This window comes from Micromonospora sp. DT43, from assembly GCF_049841645.1.
In the GTDB taxonomy this organism is placed as follows: Bacteria; Actinomycetota; Actinomycetes; order Mycobacteriales; family Micromonosporaceae; genus Micromonospora.
Genome location: NZ_JBNCKR010000006.1, coordinates 261,499 through 281,415, shown reverse-complemented (window position 1 = coordinate 281,415; position 19,917 = coordinate 261,499). Strand labels below are relative to the sequence as shown.

The 19,917-nt window shown below is 70.0% G+C and carries 19 protein-coding genes; 4 read left to right on the top strand and 15 right to left on the bottom strand.

What is annotated here, in order from left to right:
- Positions 1 to 89: 89 nt before the first annotated feature.
- The 5 genes from ACLQ26_RS17580 to ACLQ26_RS17560 all read right to left on the bottom strand — a co-directional run bounded on the left by ACLQ26_RS17580 (position 90) and on the right by ACLQ26_RS17560 (position 5,673).
- Positions 90 to 1,160, bottom strand: coding sequence for a BMP family lipoprotein (locus tag ACLQ26_RS17580; RefSeq protein WP_425745507.1), 1,071 nt, complete (start codon positions 1,158 to 1,160; stop codon positions 90 to 92).
- A gap of 277 nt (positions 1,161 to 1,437) precedes the next feature.
- On the bottom strand, positions 1,438 to 1,785 hold the full coding sequence (locus tag ACLQ26_RS17575; protein WP_363678334.1) for a hypothetical protein: 348 nt from the start codon (positions 1,783 to 1,785) through the stop codon (positions 1,438 to 1,440).
- Positions 1,786 to 1,856: 71 nt separating this feature from the next.
- Entirely contained in the window at positions 1,857 to 2,672 is an 816-nt protein-coding gene (locus tag ACLQ26_RS17570; protein ID WP_425745506.1) for a sugar ABC transporter permease, read from the bottom strand.
- Positions 2,673 to 2,782: 110 nt separating this feature from the next.
- Positions 2,783 to 4,423: an ABC transporter permease subunit gene (locus ACLQ26_RS17565; RefSeq protein WP_425745418.1), complete on the bottom strand. Its 1,641-nt coding sequence runs from the start codon at positions 4,421 to 4,423 to the stop codon at positions 2,783 to 2,785.
- A complete protein-coding gene (locus ACLQ26_RS17560; protein WP_425745417.1) occupies positions 4,423 to 5,673 on the bottom strand; it encodes a sugar ABC transporter substrate-binding protein in 1,251 nt (416 codons plus the stop codon). Before ACLQ26_RS17560 ends, ACLQ26_RS17565 begins: the two co-directional genes overlap by 1 nt.
- 199 nt (positions 5,674 to 5,872) lie before the next feature.
- Between ACLQ26_RS17560 and ACLQ26_RS17555 the strand changes: the two genes are divergently transcribed.
- Positions 5,873 to 6,919 carry a LacI family DNA-binding transcriptional regulator gene (locus ACLQ26_RS17555; RefSeq protein ID WP_425745416.1) on the top strand — a complete coding sequence of 349 codons (1,047 nt, stop codon included), beginning with the start codon at positions 5,873 to 5,875 and terminating at the stop codon, positions 6,917 to 6,919.
- 73 nt (positions 6,920 to 6,992) lie between these two features.
- The gene (locus ACLQ26_RS17550) at positions 6,993 to 8,627 is read left to right on the top strand and encodes a glycoside hydrolase family 13 protein (RefSeq protein ID WP_425745415.1); all 1,635 of its coding nucleotides are present in this window, start codon (positions 6,993 to 6,995) and stop codon (positions 8,625 to 8,627) included.
- Positions 8,628 to 8,763: 136 nt separating this feature from the next.
- On the opposite strand, the gene ACLQ26_RS17545 is transcribed toward ACLQ26_RS17550, so the two are convergent.
- From ACLQ26_RS17545 to ACLQ26_RS17520, 6 genes are all read right to left on the bottom strand, one after another.
- Positions 8,764 to 9,201, bottom strand: coding sequence for a hypothetical protein (locus ACLQ26_RS17545; protein ID WP_039907332.1), 438 nt, complete (start codon positions 9,199 to 9,201; stop codon positions 8,764 to 8,766).
- Positions 9,202 to 9,282: 81 nt separating this feature from the next.
- Positions 9,283 to 9,669, bottom strand: coding sequence for a GntR family transcriptional regulator (locus tag ACLQ26_RS17540; RefSeq protein ID WP_363678320.1), 387 nt, complete (start codon positions 9,667 to 9,669; stop codon positions 9,283 to 9,285).
- Positions 9,669 to 10,592: a YhjD/YihY/BrkB family envelope integrity protein gene (locus ACLQ26_RS17535; RefSeq protein ID WP_425745414.1), complete on the bottom strand. Its 924-nt coding sequence runs from the start codon at positions 10,590 to 10,592 to the stop codon at positions 9,669 to 9,671. Before ACLQ26_RS17535 ends, ACLQ26_RS17540 begins: the two co-directional genes overlap by 1 nt.
- Positions 10,593 to 10,672: 80 nt before the next feature.
- A complete protein-coding gene (locus tag ACLQ26_RS17530; RefSeq protein ID WP_425745413.1) occupies positions 10,673 to 11,242 on the bottom strand; it encodes a 2'-5' RNA ligase family protein in 570 nt (189 codons plus the stop codon).
- A gap of 26 nt (positions 11,243 to 11,268) precedes the next feature.
- Entirely contained in the window at positions 11,269 to 12,294 is a 1,026-nt protein-coding gene (gene trpS / locus ACLQ26_RS17525; RefSeq protein ID WP_425745412.1) for a tryptophan--tRNA ligase, read from the bottom strand.
- A gap of 33 nt (positions 12,295 to 12,327) precedes the next feature.
- The gene (locus tag ACLQ26_RS17520; protein ID WP_425745411.1) at positions 12,328 to 13,368 is read right to left on the bottom strand and encodes a hemolysin family protein; all 1,041 of its coding nucleotides are present in this window, start codon (positions 13,366 to 13,368) and stop codon (positions 12,328 to 12,330) included.
- Between the two features lie 190 nt (positions 13,369 to 13,558).
- Between ACLQ26_RS17520 and galE the strand changes: the two genes are divergently transcribed.
- Both galE and galK read left to right on the top strand, forming a co-directional pair.
- A complete protein-coding gene (gene galE, locus ACLQ26_RS17515) occupies positions 13,559 to 14,542 on the top strand; it encodes a UDP-glucose 4-epimerase GalE (RefSeq protein WP_425745505.1) in 984 nt (327 codons plus the stop codon).
- Entirely contained in the window at positions 14,539 to 15,708 is a 1,170-nt protein-coding gene (gene galK / locus ACLQ26_RS17510; RefSeq protein ID WP_425745410.1) for a galactokinase, read from the top strand. Before galE ends, galK begins: the two co-directional genes overlap by 4 nt.
- A 234-nt stretch (positions 15,709 to 15,942) precedes the next feature.
- Here galK and ACLQ26_RS17505 read toward each other — a convergent pair whose 3' ends face one another.
- The 4 genes from ACLQ26_RS17505 to cysD all read right to left on the bottom strand — a co-directional run bounded on the left by ACLQ26_RS17505 (position 15,943) and on the right by cysD (position 19,864).
- Positions 15,943 to 16,884, bottom strand: a complete 942-nt coding sequence (locus ACLQ26_RS17505) for an NADP-dependent oxidoreductase (protein ID WP_425745409.1) — start codon at positions 16,882 to 16,884, stop codon at positions 15,943 to 15,945.
- Between the two features lie 146 nt (positions 16,885 to 17,030).
- The gene (locus ACLQ26_RS17500) at positions 17,031 to 17,537 is read right to left on the bottom strand and encodes a MarR family winged helix-turn-helix transcriptional regulator (RefSeq protein ID WP_425745408.1); all 507 of its coding nucleotides are present in this window, start codon (positions 17,535 to 17,537) and stop codon (positions 17,031 to 17,033) included.
- A 105-nt stretch (positions 17,538 to 17,642) separates the two neighbouring features.
- Positions 17,643 to 18,953 (bottom strand): sulfate adenylyltransferase subunit 1, encoded by a 1,311-nt coding sequence (locus tag ACLQ26_RS17495; protein ID WP_425745407.1) that lies wholly within the window; start codon positions 18,951 to 18,953, stop codon positions 17,643 to 17,645.
- Positions 18,953 to 19,864, bottom strand: a complete 912-nt coding sequence (cysD, locus tag ACLQ26_RS17490; RefSeq protein ID WP_007455400.1) for a sulfate adenylyltransferase subunit CysD — start codon at positions 19,862 to 19,864, stop codon at positions 18,953 to 18,955. Before cysD ends, ACLQ26_RS17495 begins: the two co-directional genes overlap by 1 nt.
- Positions 19,865 to 19,917: the final 53 nt, after the last annotated feature.

The following is a 19,917-nucleotide window of genomic DNA, read 5'->3' as shown; positions in this document are numbered from 1 at the left end:
TGGTCACCCGTGGTGCCGGAGCGGCCTGATCGGTCGTACCTGTCCCCCGCCGCCCCTGCGATGATCTCACCGGAGGCGCCGGCCGGGTGTCACTTGGTCGGCTGAGCCTTCGAGGTGACGGTGATGGTGCCGGCGGCGATGTCCGCCTTGATCTTGTCGACCTCGGTCTTCAGCTCGGCCGGAACCTTGCTCTCGAAGTCGTGGAACGGGGCGATCGAGACACCGGTGTTGGCCAGGGTGCCGACGAAGCCCGGCTTGGCCTGCAGCTTCTCGCCACCGGCGGCCTTGATCACGGCCTCCTTGACGGCCTCCGGGATGTTCTTGACCACGGTGGTGATGATCGCGGCGCAGTCCGGGGTGCTCTCGCAGCCGTCGACGTCCACCCAGATGGTGTTGTACTTGCCACCCGACGCCTTGGCCGCGGAGGTGGTGCCGAGGCCGGAGCCGCCGGCGACCGGCATGATGATGTCCGCGCCCTGGGCGACCAGCGCGTCGGAGACCTTCTTGCCCTCGTCCTGCTTGGCGAAGTCGTTGGTGAAGGAGCCCTTCTGGGTCTCCTTGTTCCAGCCGAGCGCCTGGACGTTCTTCTTCTTCGTGGTGTTGTAGTACGACACGCCGTCGACGAAGCCGTCCATGAAGATCGTCACCGGCGGGATCGGCAGACCACCGTAGGTGCCCACCTTGCCGCTCTTGCTCATCCCGGCGGCCAGGTAGCCGGCCTGGAACGCGGCCTGCGCGGTGTCGAACTGCATCGGGTAGACGTTGGCGTCACCAGGGTTGGCGTCGACGATGCCGAACTGCTGGTTCGGGTTCGCCTTGGCGATCTTCGAGGTCGCGTTGGCCATCAGGCCACCGACGGCCAGGATGAAGTCGCACTTCTGGTTGACGAACTGCGTCAGGTTCGGCTCGTAGTCGGCCTCGGCCTTCGACGCGACGAACTTGATGTCGATGTTGTCGTTGGCGGCCTTGGCCTCCTGCAGGCCCTTCCAGGCGGAGGTGTTGAACGACTTGTCGTCGATGCCGCCAACGTCGGTCACCATGCAGGCGCTGTACTTCTTGGCGCCGCTGCCGGCGTTCTTGTCATCATCGGGGGCCTCGCCACAAGCGGCGGCGGCGCTCAGCACGAGCCCACCCACCGCGAAGATCGAGGCGATCCGCATCCCACGCACCGAGCGCAAGACGTCTCCTTCCCATTGCACACCGCGCCTAGTGCGGTGGCAGCCCATCAGCCGACCTGCGGGTGTGCCGCCGGCTGTCCCACGTTACGGACGGGAGCGTACGCCCGCGCCCACCCACCGGCCGACAATCGTGCACGACTGTTGAGCGCCTGTTACCCGGGTGTAACCCTTGCGTGGGGCACATCACTCTTCGTGCTGCTAACCGAGCGCCCAGGCGTCGCTAACGTCCGGTTTCGGGGGTCGGCCCCCTCCTCGGACGCTACCGCCAAAAGACCGCCACCGCCGCGTTGACCAGGGTCAGGCCGACGATCGCGAGGAAATGGCCGCGGTTGACCACGTCCCGCTTCCGGGAGAAGAAGACCATGACGAAGATCAGCAGCGCGATCACCAACTTCGTCACAAGTTTCGCCGGGTTCGGCTCGTCGTCCCCGCCACCGCGCAGCGGGGCGGAGAGACCGAGCCCGGTCAGCAACTGGATCACGGCACCCCAGAGCATGGCGGAATTGATCCGCAGTCTGCCGCTGACGTACTGAGCGATCGAGCCGCCGAGCAGCAGGGCGAAGCCGATCAGATGGACATAGAGGAGGATGAGTCGCAGTGCTTCCACGCCGCCCATCCTCCCCTATCAACGACAGTTCGTAGTAGGGGGCCGACAGGTCGGCGCGTCGAACCCGCTGGTCATCCCTTGACCGCTCCGGCGGTCAGGCCGGAGACGATGTAGCGCTGCAGGAGTTGGAAGACCAGCACGGTGGGGATCGCGGTGAGCAGTGTGCCGGCCGCGAAGATCCCGAAGTTGGTGTTCCGCTCGCCGCCCTGCAACATGCCTCGCATGCCGACCGCGAGGGTCTTGGCATCCGTGTCGGTGAGGAAGACGCTCGCCATCAGGAACTCGTTGATGGTGTTGATGAAGGCGAGGAGCCCGGTCACCGCGAGGATCGGCGCCACCAACGGCAGCAGGATCCGGAAGAAAACCTGCGCGTGCGACGCGCCGTCCACTGTGGCCGACTCGTCCAACTCCCGGGGCAGCGTGTCGAAGAAGCCCTTCATCAGCCAGGTGTTCACACCCAGCGCGCCACCCAGGTAGAGCAGCAGCAGGCCCCACGGGGTGTTGAAGCCGATCGCCGGCCACAGGTCCGTGATCGTGCCGAAGATCAGGAAGATCGCCACGATCGCCAGGAACTGCGGAAACATCTGGATCAGCAGCAACGACAGCAACCCCACCCGTCGCCCCTGGAACCGCATCCGGGAGAAGGCGTACGCCGCCAGCGCGGAGAGCAGGAGCGAGGCGAACGATGCGCCGCCGGCGATGAGCAGCGAGTTCAGAAACCAGTTGGCGAACTCGGTTCGCGCGAACAGATCCCCGAAGTTCTCGAATGACACCCCGCCGGTCGGCACCAACTCGGTGGACGACAGGGTGCCGAGCGGATTGAGCGCCGCCGAGACGACGAACACGAGCGGGAAGAGGCTGAACAGCACGCCCAGCAGTCCGACCAGGTGCCGCCAGCCGACCTCGGCGAACCACCGGTTCTTCCGCCTCCTCCCGAGGTGGTTGGCTGCCTCCGGTCCGCTCGTACCGCCCGTGACGGTGGCTCCGGTGAGTGTGGTCACGCGTACACCTCCTCCTGTTGGCGGGTCCGCCGGAAGCTGACCGCCGAGACCACCGCGACGATGGTGAAGATGAACAACGAGATGGCCGCGGCGAAGCCGAACTGCGCGGCCTGCCCTCCGAACGCCAGCCGGTAGGTGTAGGTGATCAGCAGGTCGGTGGCGCCGTTGCTGGGGTTGTCCGCCGGGAACGGCGCGCCCTCGGTGGTCAGGTAGATGGCGTTGAAGTTGTTGAAGTTGAACGCGAACGACGAGATCAGCAGGGGTGAGAGCGCGACCAGCAGCAGCGGCAGGGTGACCGCCCGGAACGACTGCCAGCGTGACGCTCCGTCGACCGAGGTGGCCTCGGTCAACTCCCGCGGGATGGCCTGTAGCGCGCCGGTGGCCACCAGGAACATGTACGGATAGCCGAGCCAGAGCTGCACCAGGATCACCGCCACGCGCGCTGACCAGTCCTGCCCGAACCAGTCGACACTGAGCCCGAACAGATCGTTGATCAGCCCGAAGTCGGTGTTGAACATGTCCCGCCAGACCAGCAGCATCGCGAAGGACGGCATGGCGTACGGCAGGATCAGCAACATCCGGTAGAGGTTGGTGCCCCGCATCCGGGGCGAGTGCAGCGCGAGCGCGATGAACATGCCGAGGATGAACGTGCCGCCGGTGGAGCCGATCGCGAAGGCGAAGTTCCAGATCAGCGTGCCGAGGAACGGTCCGGAGATCCGCTCGTCGGTGAGCACCCGGGTGAAGTTGGACAGCCCGACGTTCACCTTCCAGCCCTGGGCCAGCCGCTCGCCGTCGGCGGCGACGAAGGCGCCGGCCTCGCCGTCCGCGGTCCAGGTCTTCCCGCTGTCGCTGTCCCGAACGCAGTCACAGCCCGCGTCGTACGCCCGTAGGGCCTTGCCCTCGTACACCCGGGACAGGCCGGACGAGCGCAGCGCGCCACCGGCGGTCGGCACCACCAGGTCGGTGATGTCCTTGCTGCGGGCGCTGGCCTGGCCGATGTTCAACACGGTGTAACCCTCGGCCGCGGTGACCTTCCCGCCGGCGGCGACGGTGACAGCGCTGGTGTCGAGCGGACGCAGGCCCTGAGTGTCGCCGACGGAGACCGTGCTGGTTTGCGGGTCGGTGACCAGGAAGACCAGGGCGCCGGTGGCGGGGTCGCCCTTGGTGGCCACGGACATCGGGTACTGGGCGGAGCCCGGAACCTGCTTGACCGAGGAACTCTGGATCGCGACGATCGCGTCGTCCTTGCTGCCGCGGTGGCCGTCGCCGAAGTTGGTGAAGGCCGTGCTCGCGGTGTAGAGCACCGGCACGACCTGGAATGCGATCAGGAAGAGCGTGCCCGGGACGAGGTACTTCGCCGGCACGTGGCGGCGGCCCAGGTACAGGTAGAACAGCGCGCCGGTGGTCAGCACCAGCACCGCCAGCCCGGCCCACTTGCCGGCCTCCACGAGCGGGAAGGCCGCCCAGATCGCGATCCCGGCCACCAGACCGAGCAGGATCACCTTCGCGGCTAGGCCGGCCGCGGTGATCGGCGCGTGGTTCCGCGCGGTACGGGACGTGCGCGGGGACCCGGTGCCCACGGGCCCCCGGCCCGGGGTCTGCTGGGCAGACCCCGGGCCGGACAGCGGTGTCGTCATTACTTGATCGAGCCGGCGATCGTCTTGCCGGCCGCGGTGACCGTGCTGGCCGGGTCGGCGCCGCCGATGACGGCGGCCTCGGCCTTACCGAACGGGTCCCAGATCGCGGCCATGGCCGGGATGGCCGGGAGGACCTGGCCATCCTTGCCGGCCTCGATGAACTTGGCCAGGTCCGGGTCGCTGCCCTTGACCTGGTCCAGCGCGGCGGTCAACGCCGGCGGGCGCGGGTCGGCCTGGTAGAGCGCCACGGCCAGTTCCGGCTTGGCGACGTAGTTCACGACGAACTCCTGGGCGAGAGCCTTGTTCTTGCCCTTGGCTGCCACGTAGAAGGACTGCACGCCCACGAACGGCGCGGCCGCCTTGCCACCGGCGAACCCGGGGACGGCGGAGATGTCGTACGTGATGCCGGCCTTCTTCACGTCGGCGGTGGCCCACGGCCCGGAGACCAGGAAGGCGCACTTCTTGCCGGTGAAGGTGGCGGTCGAGTTGGTGTCGGCGATCGAGCGCTTCAGCACGCCCTCGCCCTTCTCGCCGAGCGCGGCGATCTTCTTGAACGCGGCGATCGACTCCGGCTTGCCCACGCCCAGGTCCTTCGGGTCGTAGTCGCCGTTCGAGGTGGTGCCGAAGAGGTAACCGCCGGCCGAGGCGTACAGCGGGTAGATGTGGTATGCGTCGCCCTTCTGGCCGACCTGCAGGCACAGCGTCTCGGTGACCTTCTTCTGCGCCTTGAGCTGCTTGCCGGTGGCGACCAGGTCCTCGATCGTCTTCGGCGCTTCGGGAGCCAGCTCGGTGTTGCGGATCAGCGCCAGGTTCTCCTGCGCGTACGGCACGCCATAGAGCTGGCCATTGAAGGTGACGGCCTTGATGGCGGTCTCGTTGAAGGCGGCCTTCTGCTCGTCGGGCAGTTGCACGGGGTCGATGGCGCCGTTCTGCACCAGATTGCCGATCCAGTCGTGGGCACCGATCACCACGTCCGGGCCGCCGCCCTGGCTCGACACGGTCACGAAGTTGTTCTGGAGGTCCTCATTCGGGACGGCCTGGACCTCGACGGTGACGCCGTTCTCCTGGCCGAACTTCTCGGCGAACGGCTTGAGGGCGTCGGTGCGCTTGTCGTCCGCCCAGATCACCAGCTTGCCGCCGGCGGCCTTGGGGGACTCCTTCGCGGCCGGCTCGTCGCTGTCGCCACCACAGCCGGAGGCGGCGAGCGCCAGGGCGAAGAGGGCGACCACACCCGCGGTACGGATGCGCATCGGTACTCCTGTCGTCATGGCGGATCCGCCGGGGGAAGGACGGTCCGCCAGTGGGAAAAGCTGAAAAGTTTTGCCAGTCGACGCAGCGATACTGCGCGCTGCTCGCGATATGTTGCGGGGACGTTAGCAAGACGTTGCAGATAATGGAAGGGCTTGCAGAGCGCCCCGCAAGAACTTGCCGGTGGGCTAAAGTGCCGCCATGCGCGCTCGACTGTCCGACATCGCCCAGCAGGCCGAAGTCAGCGAGGCCACGGTGTCGCGGGTGCTCAACGACCGCCCCGGCGTGGCCCCGGAGACCCGACAGGCCGTCCTCACCGCCCTCGACGTCCTCGGCTACGAGCGGCCGGCCCGGCTGCGCAAGCGCAGCGCCGGCCTGGTCGGCCTGGTGGTGCCCGAGTTGGACAACCCGATCTTCCCCGCGTTCGCGCAGGTCATCGAGTCGACGCTGGCGCAGAGCGGGTTCACCCCGGTGCTCTGCACCCAGACCGCCGGCGGTGTGACCGAGGACGAATACGTGGAGATGCTGCTCGACAGGCAGGTCTCCGGGATCGTCTTCGTCTCCGGCCTGCACGCCGACACCGCCGCCAACCACGACCGCTACCGGGCGCTCATCGCCCGACCGTTGCCGGTCGTGATGATCAACGGGTACGTCCCCGGCATCGGCGCCCCCTTCGTCTCCTGCGACGACCGGGAGGCCGCCGACCTGGCCGTGACTCACCTCGTCGCGCTCGGGCACCGACGCATCGGCCTGATCACCGGTCCGGACCGGTTCGTGCCGGTGCAGCGAAAGGTGGCCGGCTGGCGGGCGGCGATGACCCGACTCGCCGGCGTCGCCGAGGCCGACCTCGGCCCACTGGCCGAACTGACGCTGTTCGGTGTGGAGGGTGGCGAGGCGGCGGCCGGTCGGCTGCTCGACCGGGGCGTCACCGGCCTGGTCTGCGGCTCCGACCTGATGGCGCTCGGCGCGGTGCGGGCTGCCCGGCACCGCGGTCTGACAGTCCCCGGCGACGTCTCCGTGGTCGGCTACGACGACTCACCGCTGATGGCCTTCACCGACCCGCCGCTGACCACGGTGCGGCAGCCGGTCACCGCGATGGCGGTGGCCGCGGTCCGGGCCCTGGTGGACGAGATCAACGGGCACGGCGCCCCGCACTCGGAGTACCTGTTCCGCCCCGAGCTGGTCGCGCGGGGTTCCACCGCAGTGGCCCCCACCGCCGTGCGGTTTCCTTACGCAAGATCTGCTTGACTCTTGCAAGGGCGGGCGGCATATTGCTCAGACAGCCGCGCCCGAGCACGAGACAGACGGGGAAACATCACCAATGACCGTCAGCGCCACCACCCCGCCCCGCACCGACGACGACTGGTGGCGCTCGGCGGTCGTCTACCAGGTCTACGTGCGCAGCTTCGCCGACAGTGACGGTGACGGCGTCGGCGACCTCGCCGGCATCCGGGAGCGCCTGCCGTACCTGCGGGACCTCGGCGTGGACGCGCTCTGGCTGACCCCGTTCTACACCTCCCCGATGGTCGACGGCGGATACGACGTCGCCGACTACCGCGACGTCGACCCCCTGTTCGGCACCCTCACCGACTTCGACACGATGATCACCGACGCGCACGCCCTCGGCCTGCGGATCATCGTCGACCTGGTGCCCAACCACACCTCCAGCGCGCACCGCTGGTTCACCGACGCCCTCGCCGCCGGCCCCGGATCGCCCGAACGCTCCCGCTACCTCTTCGCGGACGGCCGGGGCGCGCACGGCGAACTGCCCCCCAACGACTGGGAGAGCATCTTCGGCGGCCCAGCCTGGACCCGGACCCCCGACGGCCAGTGGTACCTGCACCTGTTCGACCCGGCCCAGCCGGACCTGAACTGGCGCAACCCGCAGGTCCGCGCGGAGTTCGAGGACGTGCTGCGGTTCTGGCTGGACCGGGGCGTGGACGGCTTTCGCGTCGACGTGGCCCACGGCATGATCAAGGCCGAAGGGCTGCCGGACGTCGGCTTCAGCACGATGACGACCGGGCAGCGCCAGGTCGACCTGCTCGGCAAGGCCCGCCTGCCCTACTTCGACCAGGACGAGGTACACGAGATCTACCGCGCGTGGCGGCCCATCCTGGACAGCTACCCGGGTGCTCGGATGGCTGTCGCCGAGGCGTGGGCCGAGACCCCGCAGCGCCTGGCCCGCTACATCGGCCCGGACGAGCTGCACCAGGCGTTCAGCTTCGACTTCCTCGACGCCACCTGGTCCGCCGACTCGTTCCGCAAGGTGATCGACACCGCGCTGGCCGAGGCGACTGTGGTCGGCGCGCCCACCACCTGGGTGCTGTCCAACCACGACAAGCAGCGGCACGTCACCCGCTACGGCGACGGCCCGGAAGGGCTGCGCCGCGCCCGCGCCGCCAGCCTGCTCATGCTCGCCCTTCCCGGCTGCGCCTACCTCTACCAGGGCGAGGAGTTGGGGCTGCCCGAGGTTCTCGACCTCCCCGACGAGCTGCGCCAGGACCCGGCGTTCCTGCGGACCGGCGAGAGCCGCGACGGCTGCCGGGTGCCCATCCCGTGGAGCGGTGAGCTGGCGCCGTACGGCTTCGGGCCGGCCAGCAGCCAGCTGAGCTGGCTGCCCGCCCCGGCGACCTGGCGTGCCCTGTCGGTCGCCGCGCAGGCCGGCACTCCCGGCTCGACGCTGGAGCTGTACCGAGCCGCCCTGCGCATCCGTCACGAACACCCGGCGTTGGCTCTCGGCGCCGGCCCCGTCAGCTGGCTGGAGAGTGGACCGGGCGTGCTGGCCTTCTCCCGCACCGCCGGCGCAACCGTGCTGACCTGCGTGGTCAACCTCAGCGGAGCGCCGGTGGAGATCGACGGGTACGGCGAACCGATAGTCGCCAGCGCGACGCTCACCCGGCAGGGCGCCGGCCATCTGCTGCCCGTCGACGCGGCCGCCTGGTTGGAACGGCGCTGAGCGGGTAAGCCGTTCTCGACCTGGTCGTCCGTCGTGCCCCGCGCCAACGGGCGACTGGGCTACCGGCCCCTTGTGGTGGGGGGTGAGGTGCACCGGCGTCACGCGGAGTCCGCTCCGCGCGGCGCCGGTGTTCGCGTCACTTCGCGGTGAGCAGGGCCGCGATCCGGGTGAAGCCGGCGCGGACCTCGGCCTCGTTCGGCGGCTCGACGGGTTCACCGTGGCCCGCCTCGTCCGCCGCGGCGTCCAACTCCTCGTCGATCACGTCCTCGAAGTCGCCGTACAGGTCGGCCCCCTCGACCTGACGGGCCTCGTCCTCGGCGGCCACCTGCGCGGCGGCGATCTCGCTGCGGATCTCGTCCGCCGACAGCGCCGGCAGCAGCGGCTCGACCACTGCCATCAGCTGCTCCTCGGCCACCACCGCCTCGGCCAACGCCAACGCGTGCGGCCGCTCGTACGGCCCGCAGACCACCGGCTCCCACTCGTCGAGGTCGCCCAACGGCCCGAAGGTGATGATCCACGGCAGGCCGAGCATCGGCGAGTCGGCCGGCAGGTCCAGTGTCATGAGTGCGCCCACCGGCTCATCATGGTCCGCGAACGCGAGCATCGGTGCGGTTCTGTTCAGTTACCGCCCATCCGGCGGTCGATCAGGAGCCGGTCAGCCGGGTCGGGCGGCATCCAGAGCGGCCCGGACCAGGGCGAGCGCGGTGGCGGGCGGGACGCCGAGCCGAGCCGCCTCGGCCGCGTAGCCCGCCGCCGCCCGGTGCAGCCGGTCGACGGCGTCGTCGCGACCAGGCGCCACGAAGGTGCCGTTGCGCCCCCGGGTCTCCAGCAGCCCCGCCCCCTCCAGTTCCCGGTACGCCCGCGCCACTGTGTTCGCGGCCAGCCGCAGGTCGGCGGCGAGCTGCCGGACAGTGGGCAGGCGGCTGCCCACCGGCAACCGGCCGTCGCCGATCAACTCGGCGAGCTGCAACCGCACCTGCTCGTACGGGGGCACCGGCGAGTCCGCATCGACAGTTATCAGCACGTCCGGCACCTCCGCCATCAGCCCGCACCGCCCGGCGCGCCGGGATCGGTGTCCTCGTCGATGTCCACCGGCGGGGCGCCCTCCGCCAGATCCACCACGCGCCCGCTCGTACTGGTCGCGAGCAGCGCCGCCCCGAACAGCACCAGTTGGTTCAGCAGGTAGAGGTAGAGCAGCAGACCTACCGCGCCGGCCACCACCGTGTACGCCGGGTTGCGCTCGGTACGCACCACGTAGTACCGCCCGACCGTGTTGAGCAACGTGATGCCGACCGCCACCAGCAGCACCACCGGGCGCAACCGGGACCGGCTCATCCGCAGCCGGGGCACGGCGAGCAGCAGCGCGGTGGCGAGCACCGCGTTGACAAGCACGCTGAGCACCGCACTGACAGTGGTCAGGCCTACCGACCCGGTGCTGCGCAGCAGGAAGCGCAGCAGCGACTCCAACGCGTCCACCGCCGCCACCGAGAGGCCGAGCAGCACGAAGACGCCGATCATCACCCCCAGGTCGACCAGTCGCCGAACCACGAGGTTGCCGGGCTGTTGGTTGAGCGCGTACATGAGCCGCTGGGAGGAGCGGATCGCCTCCACCCAGCCGATCCCGGTGAAGACCAGGATGACCAGACCGACCACGCCGACAGTCCCGCTGGAGTTGGCGATCTGCTGCGCGTCCAGGAACGGCAGGTTCTCCTTGAGGAACCCGGCCGCCGCCGCGGAGACCTCGTCGTTGTCCTCGAGGATCGCGCCGAAGATGGAGTACGCGACCAGAGCCAGCGCGAAGACCGCGAAGAAGCCGTAGTAGGCGATCGCTGCGGCGAGCCGCCCGGCCAACACCTCGGCGTAGAGCGCCCCGGCACGCCACACGTGGTCGAACAGGTTCGACCGGCGGCGCGCGGCACTCACCCAGCGGTCGATGCCCGCCTCGATCCGGCCGATCACGTTCACGCGATCATCCTCGCCGATCTTTCACCGCCACCGTGGCAACCGGCGCAGGAGTGCTCGCCGCCCGGCGGGTCGCCGACCGTTCAGTCGCCGAGGCGGAAGTCCCGGCGGGGTTGCCACCGGGTCTGCCCGCTGTGCGAGAAGAGGGTGAACCCGTCGACCTCGAACATCGCGGAGAAGTCGGCCAGATCCTCGTACACCCTGTCCAACGCCTCCGGAGCGACGTCCTGCGCCACGGTGACGTGCGGATGGTACGGGAAACGGGTCTGGCGGTGCAGGCCCGGCGCGGTCGCGATGGCGGCGGCCAGCAGTTCGCATTCGCTGATCCCGGCGGCCACCGCGACGAACACCACCTGCGTCACCGGCCGGAACGTGCCGGTGCCCCGAAGGTGCAGCGTGAACGGCAGATGCGCGGCGGCCACGGCGGCGAGGTGCCGCTCGACGCCCGGCAGGACGGCGGTCGGGATCTCGGTCGGGCCGAGCAGCGTCACGTGCGCCGGTACCGCGAGCGGATCGCCCGCCTCGACCCGTCGCCGGGTGAGCTGGGCCCCCCACGGCTCCGGGATGTCCACAGCGATGCCGATCTGGACGGTGTCGCCGGACGGCGGCACCCCGTCACTGCGATCCACGCTCCGCGCCGTCACGTCGGCCACCGACCCGCCCACCTGTCCCCGCAGCGCTATTCGCCGCGCACCGGCGGGAAGAAGCCGACCCGCTCGTACGCGGACCGCAGGGTCTCGCCGGCCACCGACCGGGCCTTCTCCGCGCCGGCGGCGAGCAGCTTGTCCAGCTGGGCAGGGTCGTCGAGGTAGGTGCGCGTGCGCTCCTGGATCGGGCGGACGAACTCCGTCACGACCTCGGCCAGCTCCTTCTTGAGGTCTCCGTAGCCGCGGCCGGCGAACGCCGCCACCAGGTCGTCGATGGCCCGCCCGCTGAGCGCCGAGTAGATGGTCAGCAGGTTGGACACGCCCGGCTTGGTCTCGGCGTCGAAGACGATCTCCCGACCGGTGTCGGTCACCGCGGAGCGGATCTTCTTGGCCGACCGGGCCGGATCGTCAAGTAGGTCGATGATGCCGGCGGGCGAGGACGACGACTTGGACATCTTGGCCGTCGGATCCTGCAGGTCGGTGATCTTCGCGGTGTCCTTGACGATGTGCGGCGCGGGCACCGTGAACGTCGCGCCGAACAGCGAGTTGAACCGCTGGGCCAGGTCGCGGGAGAGCTCCAGGTGCTGGCGCTGGTCCTCGCCGACCGGCACCGCGTTGGCCTGGTAGAGCAGGATGTCGGCGGCCTGCAGGACCGGGTAGGTGAAGAGCCCGACGCTTGCCCGCTCGTTGCCCTGCTTCTGCGACTTGTCCTTGAACTGGGTCATCCGGCTCGCCTCGCCGAAGCCGGTGATGCAGCCGAGCACCCAGGCCAGCTGCGGGTGCTCGGGCACCTGCGACTGCACGAAGAGGGTGCTGCGCTCCGGGTCGAGACCGACCGCGTAGAGCTGGGCGGCCGCCACCCTGGTCCGCTGGCGCAGCAGCGCCGGATCGTGACCCGCGGTGATGGCGTGCAGGTCCACCACGCAGTAGAACGCGTCGTGGGTGTCCTGCAGGGCCACCCAGTGCCGCACAGCTCCCAGGTAGTTGCCGAGGTGGAACGAGTCGGCCGTCGGCTGGATGCCGGAGAAGACGCGGGGTCGCTCGGAAACGTCGGGCATGGCGATAATTCTGTCAGCAAGCGGGCCGGGCCGTCATGACGGGCCGGCGCGTCGGCCACGGCCGGCCGGTGTCGGGGCGCTGACCTCGCGTGGCACGCCCGCGCGTCGCTGCTCCGGCACGCGGAGCGCCGACACGGCGAGCCGGGCGACCCGACGGCCGTCCAGGGCCAGCACGCGCAGCAGCCAACCGTCCGCCGGGTCCGCCGGATCGGGGCCGCCGTCGTCGGGCGGTTCGGCGGGTACCGGCACCTCGTCCCCGGGCAGTGGCAGCCGGCCCAGCACGGCCATCACGTACCCCCCGACCGTCTCGTACGGCCCGGCGGGCAGCGTCACGCCGGTCCGCTCGGCGAAGTCGGCGAGGTTGAGCCGACCGTCGACCACCGCGGGCAGGCCGGCGTGCGCCGGGTCGGGGGGTGTGTCGTACCCGTCGTGGATCTCCCCGACGAGTTCCTCGATCAGATCCTCCAGGGTGACGATCCCGGCGGTCCCGCCGTACTCGTCGATCACCACCGCCAGGTGGTGGCCCTCCCGGCGCATCTCGGTCAGGGCGGCCAGGACCCGTTTGCTTCCGGGCACCTGCTTGACCTCGCGGGTCAGCTCGCCGACGGTGCCACACGGGTCGGAGTCCGGACGCAGCAGCACGTCCCGCAGGTGCACGAACCCGACCACGTCGTCGTGGGTGCCGTCGGTCACCGGGTAGCGGCTGTGCGTCTCGGCCCGCATGAGCCGGGCGGCCTCCGCGATGGTCAGCCGGGCCGGCAGGAAGACCACCTCGGTCCGGGGCATCATCACCTCGCGTACGAGACTCGCGCCGGCCACCAACACCTCGTCGATGATCCGCCGCTCGTCGGGATCGAGCACTGTGTTCACGGCGACGAGATCCCGTAACTCGGCCTCGGAGATGCGTTCTCGACCCGCCGCCGGACCGGCCCCGAGCAGGTCGGTGACGAGGCGGGTGGCACCGTCGGCGGTACGGACCAGCACCCGGGCGACGGCTCGGGCGAGCGGGCCGGGATCGCGGCGGGGCCTCCCCCGCACGCGTCGCCGGAGCCCGGAACGGGCCGCTTCCCGCATGACAGAGATGGTAGACACCGGGTGCCCGCCGTACCGGGGATCGCGCGGAGTCGAGGGGATGTGCGGCTCTGTTTAAACATGAGAGATTATGATGGAATGGGTTGGCGGCGTGGTCGGCTCCGGTCCCATCCGCCGCCGTAGGGTGATCACCAAGGGCCACGTCCCGGCGGGCCAGGCAGGAGGCAACGACGTGAAACTGCTCGTCACCGGAGGCGCCGGATTCATCGGCAGCGTGGTGACCCGGATGCTGCTCGACGCGGGCCACCAGGTGGTCGTCCTGGACGACCTGCGCACCGGTCACCGCGAGGCGCTCGCTCCGGACGCGACCCACGTCGAGGCGTCCATCCACGACGCCGCCCAGGTCCTCACCCCCGACGCCGGCTTCGACGGGGTGCTGCACTTCGCCGCCCTCATCGCCGCCGGCGAGTCGATGGTGAAGCCGGAGCTGTACTGGCAGAACAACACGGTCGGTTCGCTCGCCCTGATCAACGCCGTGCGCGCCGCCGGGGTGCCCCGGATGGTCTTCTCCTCCACCGCCGCTGTCTATGGCAACCCCACCGAGTTGCCGATCACGGAGACCGCGGTCAAGGCGCCCACCAACACGTACGGCGCCACCAAGCTCGCCGTCGACCTGGCGCTCACCTCCGAGGCCATCGCGCACGGGCTGGCCGCCGTCTCGCTGCGCTACTTCAACGTCGCCGGCGCGCACCTCGCCGGGGACGTCGCGCTCGGTGAGCGGCACGACCCGGAGACGCACCTCATCCCGATCGCCCTGGAGGTCGCCGCCGGCCGGCGGGAGAAGCTCCAGCTCTTCGGCGACGACTACCCCACTGTGGACGGCACCTGCGTCCGCGACTACATCCACGTCGCCGACCTGGCCCGCGCCCACCTGCTGGCGCTGGACGCCGCCACCGGGGGCCAGCACCGCATCTACAACCTCGGCAACGGCAACGGCTTCACCAACCGGCAGGTGGTCGACGTGGTCCGCGAGGTCACCGGGCACCAACTACCTGTCGAGGTGGCGCCGCGCCGCGAGGGCGACCCCGCCGAGCTGGTCGCCTCCTCCGCGCTGGCCCGCGACGAGTTGGGTTGGGTGCCGCAGAAGCCGACCCTGCACGACATGGTCGGCGATGCCTGGGCGTTCTACCGCACGCACGTCCTGGAGCAGGCGTGAGCGCGCCAAGTGGTGACGTCGCCGAGCGGGCCGCGGCCGGCTTCACCGACCAGTACGGCGGTCAGGCCACCGGCCGCTGGGCCGCACCGGGCCGGGTCAACCTGATCGGCGAACACACCGACTACAACGACGGGTTCGTGCTCCCGTTCGCGCTGCCGATGCGTACCGTCGTCGCCGCCGACCGGCAGGACGACGAGCGCTGGACGGTCTGGTCCGAGCTCTCCGACGAGACGATCACCTTCGGCGCGGACGACGTGGCCGAGCCCGGCCGGGTGACCGGCTGGGGCGCGTACGTGGCCGGGGTGGTCTGGGCGCTGCGCGAAGCCGGCCACGCGGTGCCGGGCGCCCGGCTGGCGATCGCCTCCGACGTGCCGCTGGGCTCCGGGCTCTCGTCGTCGGCGGCGCTGGAGTCGGCCGTGCTCGCCGCCCTGCTCGACCTCGGTGGGCTGGACCTCGCTCCCGAGCGGCAGCCGCGACTGGCGCAGCGGGCGGAGAACGTCTACGTGGGCGCGCCGACGGGCATCATGGACCAGTCCGCAGTGATCCGCTGCCGCGCCGGGCACGCGCTCTTCCTCGACTGCCGCGACGAGTCCGTCGAACAGATCCCGTTCGACCTGGACGCCGCCGGGCTGGCCGTGCTGGTCATCGACAGCCGCGCACCGCACCGGCACGCCGACGGGGAGTACGCCGCCCGCCGTCGTTCCTGTGAGGCGGGTGCCAAGGCGCTCGGCGTGACCGCGCTGCGCGACGTGACAGTCGACCAGCTCGACAGCGCGTTGGCCCGTCTCGACGACGAGGAGACCCGACGACGGGTCCGGCACGTGGTCACCGAGGACCAGCGTGTGCTGGACACGGTGGCGCTGCTGCGCGCCGGCCGGGTCCGGGACATCGGCCCGCTGCTCACCGCCTCGCACGTCTCCATGCGCGACGACTTCGAGATCACCGTGCCGGAGATCGACACGGCCGTCGAGGCGGCACTGTCGGCCGGCGCGCTGGGTGCCCGGATGACCGGCGGCGGGTTCGGTGGCTGCGTCCTGGCCCTGGTCGAGACCGATCGCGCCGAGGCGGTGGCGTCGGCCGTCACGGCCGCGTACGCCGAACGCGGCTTCACCGCCCCCACCACGGTTCCGGTCCTCCCAGCCCCCGGCGCAACCCGCCTGCACTGACCCCACCCTCCCGCGGTGACCTTTCGGCGGGGGTCTTCCTCTAGACGAGTAGCTCCTGACCCTGCCTGGGGCGGTGGCGGTGGCGCGGGCGGTGGCGCGGCCGGTGGCCGGCGGTGACCTCCGTGGGGGCGGATGCGGTCGTGAGCGGTATACCTCAGAGTCATATTCATACCTCTGAGGTATACCGCTCAACAGCACATCGACACGGCGGGCAGCCACACCGGACTTACTCGTCTAGTCGAGGGTGGTGCTGGGGGCGACGAGGACGACCTTGCCGTTGATCGGGGCGGTGGCAACCTCGACGTGCACCTGCGCCAGTTCGGCAAGCGGCACCCGCCGGGTCGCGCCGAGGTGCAACGTGCCGGCGTCAAGCAGGGTCACCAGCCCGGCGAGCTGTTCGCCGTCGGGACGGAAGAAGAGATTGACGCCCCGTACGCCGCGGGCCTCGTCGGACGCGGCGGGCATCCACACTGTGGTGTTGACAAGCACGCCGCCGTCCCGGATCACGGCGGCCAGGGCGGCCATCTGCTCCGGGGCGATCGGGGCGAAGTTGAGCACGACGTCTACCGGCTCGGACAGCTCCGGGATCCCGGGGCCGTGGATCTCGTCGGCGCCGGCCGTCTTGGCCTGCTCGGAGCTGCGCGGGCCGGTCGTGGCGATCACGTACGCGCCGGCGTTCTTGGCCAGCTGCACCGCGTAGCCGCCGACGACGCCACCCGCGCCGTTGATCAGCACCCGCTGGCCGGTGGTCAGCTTCGCGTGGTCGAACAGCGCCTGCCACGCGGTGAGTCCGACCACCGGCAGTCCGGCGACGTCCACCAGCGGGACGCTCGTGGGGGCCGCCGCCAGGATCGGGGCCGGGGCGATGACGTACTCGGCGGCCGCGCCGGTGCTGGTCAGCGGCAGGGCGCCGATCACCCGGTCACCGATGTCGAAGCCGGTCACGTCCTGGCCGAGCGCGTCGACAGTGCCCGCGATGTCGATGCCGGGGGTGTGCGGCAGCCGGATCGGAATGGAACCCTGCATGACACCGGCGCGGATGTTGCCCTCGACCGGGTTGAACGACGTCGCCGCCACCCGGATCCGGACCTCGCCGACGCCGGGGGCCGGCTGCTCCACGTCTTCGTAGCGCAGGACCTCGGGAGTGCCGTACTCGTGGAAACGCACTGCCTTCATGACGAGCCTCGCCCTTCTGAAATCCGTTGTGCTTCGATTTCGAAGCACATCTGAACGCTAGCACGCTTCGAATTCGAAGCAAGTGTGGCGCAGGGGGTGACAACCGTCACAGACCATGGGCCCGAGCCTCAGACTCGGCTCACGCCTCAGTCGGCCCGGTTACGCCTGCCGCGAGGCCTGGCGGAGCGGGGCGGAGCGGCGCGCATGTGGTCGCGGACCCGGCCTAGGACTGAGTTGAGGGTGGCGACGTCGTCGCCGGTCAGGGGTTCGAACAACAGGTCCCGGACGCGGTCGACATGCCCGGGGAGCACCTGGGCGATCAGGTCGCGACCGACGTCGGTGACCGCCACCATGACACTGCGCTCGTCGTCCGGCGACGGCGAACGGGTGATCAGGCCACGCTTTTCCAGCAAGCCCGCCTGGTAGGTCAGCCCGCTGCGGCTGTACACGACACCGTCAGCCAGGTCGGTCATCCGCAGCTTGCCGCCAGGCGCGTCGACAAGCCGGGCGAGGAGCTGGAACTGCACATAGCTGAGGTCACCATCGACGCGCAGGTGCTCGTCCACCGCGTACTGAAGAAGGCTGCTGACCTCCACCAGAGCAAAGTACGCGCCAAGTTGCTCCGCGCTCAGGCGTGGTGCCGCCTCACTCATCCCGCGATCGTACCTGCTTTGAATTCGAAGTTATCCAGGGCGACGGCGTTGACCTGGAAGTGGGGCCTCCCACCGAGGGAGGCCACCACTTCACGGATCGGGCGGTCAGGCGGCTTCGACGATCATGGCAGCGCCCACCGTGCGGTTGGTGGCCTCGTCGATGATGACGAAGCCGCCGGTGGTGCGGTTGCGGCGGTACTCGTCGGCAAGCAGCGGCACCGTGGTGCGCAGCCGTACCCGGCCGATCTCGTTGAGCCGCAGCTCGTCGGCCGACTCGTCACGGTGCAGGGAGTTGATGTCCAGCCGGTAGTGCAGGCCGCGCACGATCGCGCGAGCCGACCGGGTGGTGTGCTTGATGGCGTACCGGGCGCCGACCCGCAGCGGCTGGGTCTCGTCCATCCAGCAAACCATCGCCTCGATGTCCTGCGCGACAGCCGGCGCGTTGTTCGGCCGGCAGATCAGGTCGCCCCGGGAAATGTCGATCTCGTCGGCCAGCCGTACCGTCACCGACATCGGCGGAAACGCCTCCGCGACCGGCCCGTCGGCGGTCTCCACGGCTTCGATCCGGCTCGTGAAGCCGGACGGCAGCACCATCACCTCGTCCCCCGGCTTGAGCACACCGGAGGCGACCTGACCGGCGTAGCCGCGGTAGTCGGTGACAGTCGTGGACTGGGGGCGGATCACGTACTGCACCGGGAACCGGACGTCGACCAGGTTGCGGTCGCTGGCGATGTGCACCCGCTCCAGGTGGTGCAGCAGCGACGGACCCTCGTACCACTGCATGTTCTCCGAGCGGGACACGATGTTGTCGCCGCGCAGCGCGGAGATCGGCACCACTGTCAGGTCCGGAACGTCGAGCTTCGCGGCGAAGGCGGTGAACTCGTCGGCGATCCGCTCGTAGACCTCCTGCGACCAGTCGACCAGGTCCATCTTGTTGACACACAGGACGAGGTGCGGCACCCGCAGCAGCGAGCAGAGGAACGCGTGCCGGCGGGACTGCTCCACCAGGCCCTTGCGCGCGTCCACCAGGATCAGCGCCAGGTCGGCAGTGGAGGCGCCGGTGACCATGTTGCGGGTGTACTGGATGTGCCCTGGGGTGTCCGCGATGATGAACTTGCGCCGGGGCGTGGCGAAGTACCGGTACGCCACGTCGATGGTGATGCCCTGCTCCCGTTCGGCGCGCAGGCCGTCGGTGAGCAGCGCCAGGTTGGTGTACTCGTCGCCACGGGCCGCGCTTACCGCCTCCACCGCCGCCAACTGGTCGGTGAAGAGCGACTTGGTGTCGTAGAGCAGCCGACCGATCAGGGTCGACTTGCCGTCGTCAACGCTGCCGGCGGTGGCGAACCGCAGCAGGTCCATGGGCCGCGCGTCACCGGTGGCCTCGGTGCCGACCGGGGCCACGATCTCGGTGGTCATCAGAAGTACCCCTCCCGCTTGCGGTCCTCCATGGCGGCCTCGCTGACCCGGTCGTCACCACGGGTCGCGCCCCGCTCGGTGATCCGCGTGGCCGCCACCTCCTCGATGACCTTCTCCACGGTGTCCGCGTCCGAGCGGACCGCCGCGGTGCAGGAGGCGTCGCCGACGGTGCGGTAGCGCACCTGCGCCTTGAACCGTTCCTCACCCGCGCGGGGACGGAAGAACTCGTTGACCGCGTAGACCATCCCGTCCCGCTCGATCACCTCGCGCTCGTGCGCGTAGTAGATCGACGGCAGTGGGATGCGCTCGCGGGCGATGTAGTGCCACACGTCCAGCTCGGTCCAGTTCGACAGCGGGAAGACCCGGATCGACTCACCCGGGTGGTGCCGGCCGTTGTAGAGCGACCACAGCTCCGGGCGCTGATTCTTCGGATCCCACTGGCCGAACTCGTCGCGGAAGCTGAACACCCGCTCCTTGGCCCGCGCCTTCTCCTCGTCGCGGCGGGCGCCACCGAACAGCGCGTCGAAGCGGTGCTTCTCCACCGCGTCCAGCAGCACCGGCGTCTGGATCCGGTTGCGCATCCCGTCACCGGACTCGCGAACCAGCCCGCTGGCCAGGGCCTCCGGCACGCTCGCCACCACGAGCTGCAACCCCAGCTCGGCGACCCGCTGGTCGCGGTATTCGAGCACCTCGGGGAAGTTGTGCCCGGTGTCGACGTGCATCACCGGAAAGGGGATGTTGGCCGGAGCGAACGCCTTCTGCGCCAACCGCAGCATGACGATCGAGTCCTTGCCGCCGGAGAAGAGCAGCACCGGGCGTTCCATCTCGGCGACGACCTCGCGCATCACGAAGATGCTCTCAGCTTCGAGGGCGTCCAGGTGGGAGACCCGGTAGGCCGCGGGGGACGTCATGACACTCGCTCGCTCATCCGATTTCCAGACCTTTCCGGTCGGACATGTCAAGA